This window comes from Rhodococcus sp. P3_B8 (genome assembly GCF_056402775.1).
Genome location: NZ_JBFUGT010000649.1, coordinates 1 through 1,087 on the forward strand (window position 1 = coordinate 1; position 1,087 = coordinate 1,087).

Below are 1,087 nucleotides of genomic sequence, written 5' to 3' on the forward strand. Positions count from 1 at the left end.
GCCGCCTCGTATTCCGAGGCGTAGTCACCACGGTGCTCGAGGACCAGGCGCACGGCCTTCTCTCGCACCTCGGCTGGATAGACATTCGGCATAAGGATTACCTTCCCAAGAAAGAAGGTGCGCATCAAACCCGGGACGATTCACCCGAACGCGACCAGCGTGGTTTGTGGACGAACGTCGCTGACCCCAAAGCGGTGCGACACCGACCTTGGCGGGGTGAGCAAGTTGACGGTCACGCCGCCACCGATGAGCCCCGAAAGAATCGCTTCCTACGACGTGCCTGTGCGTGAACTACGATCGAGTGCCGCAATCGCGGACAGGCCATAGATTCTCTCCGAAGAGGTGATACCGCGCTGAAGTCGGGCCACTTCGAGCCTCACAGCATCTCGGACCCGGTGCTTGAACTCCGTGACGTCCATCGAGAAGACGTTTGTAATGTTCCTCGGGTGGGACCACCAATCGGCGCCCAGAGTAGCGCAAAGTCGAGAATGTCATTGTCGCTGCGACTGTTCCACAGCGTCATGGGCGACTGCCGCTGCACGGTGTCGAGGATCCGAGTTGATTTGTGGTGCATGGGGTCCAGCTCGTGAAGGCGTAGCAGGGATCCGTCCGGGCAGGGGGTTGCCGCCCAACTGTCTTGTCGGGTCAGTTTCGGCTCCGCTGACGGCAGCCACACCTGGCGGTTCGGAGCGACCCGCGACGGATTTACCTGCTCACGGTTTCTGGCAGTTCGGGAAGGATCTCTATCGTTCCAGGGCGTTTGTACGCTGATTCCCCAGTCGCGACGGCACCCACCTCAAGGGAGACGAGCGCCTTCACCGACTTGCCACGGTACGTGACTGTGAATCGTCCCGGGTTTGATGCGCACCTTCTTTCTTGGGAAGGTAATCCTTATGCCGAATGTCTATCCAGCCGAGGTGCGAGAGAAGGCCGTGCGCCTGGTCCTCGAGCACCGTGGTGACTACGCCTCGGAATACGAGGCGATCCGCACAATCGCCGAACGGATGTCACTGAAGACGGAGACCGTACGGGTGTGGGTCCGCAAGGCCGAAGCGGCGGGCGATGGCACCCATGCCGCGTCGGCGTC

Annotated in this window: 1 pseudogene; it reads left to right on the forward strand. The window is 61.2% G+C overall.

Features of this window, described 5'->3' with window-relative positions:
• Nucleotides 1-893: 893 nt before the first annotated feature.
• Nucleotides 894-1,087: pseudogene (locus tag AC1D1G_RS45470) on the forward strand (IS3-like element ISMyma10 family transposase); the annotation flags it as partial.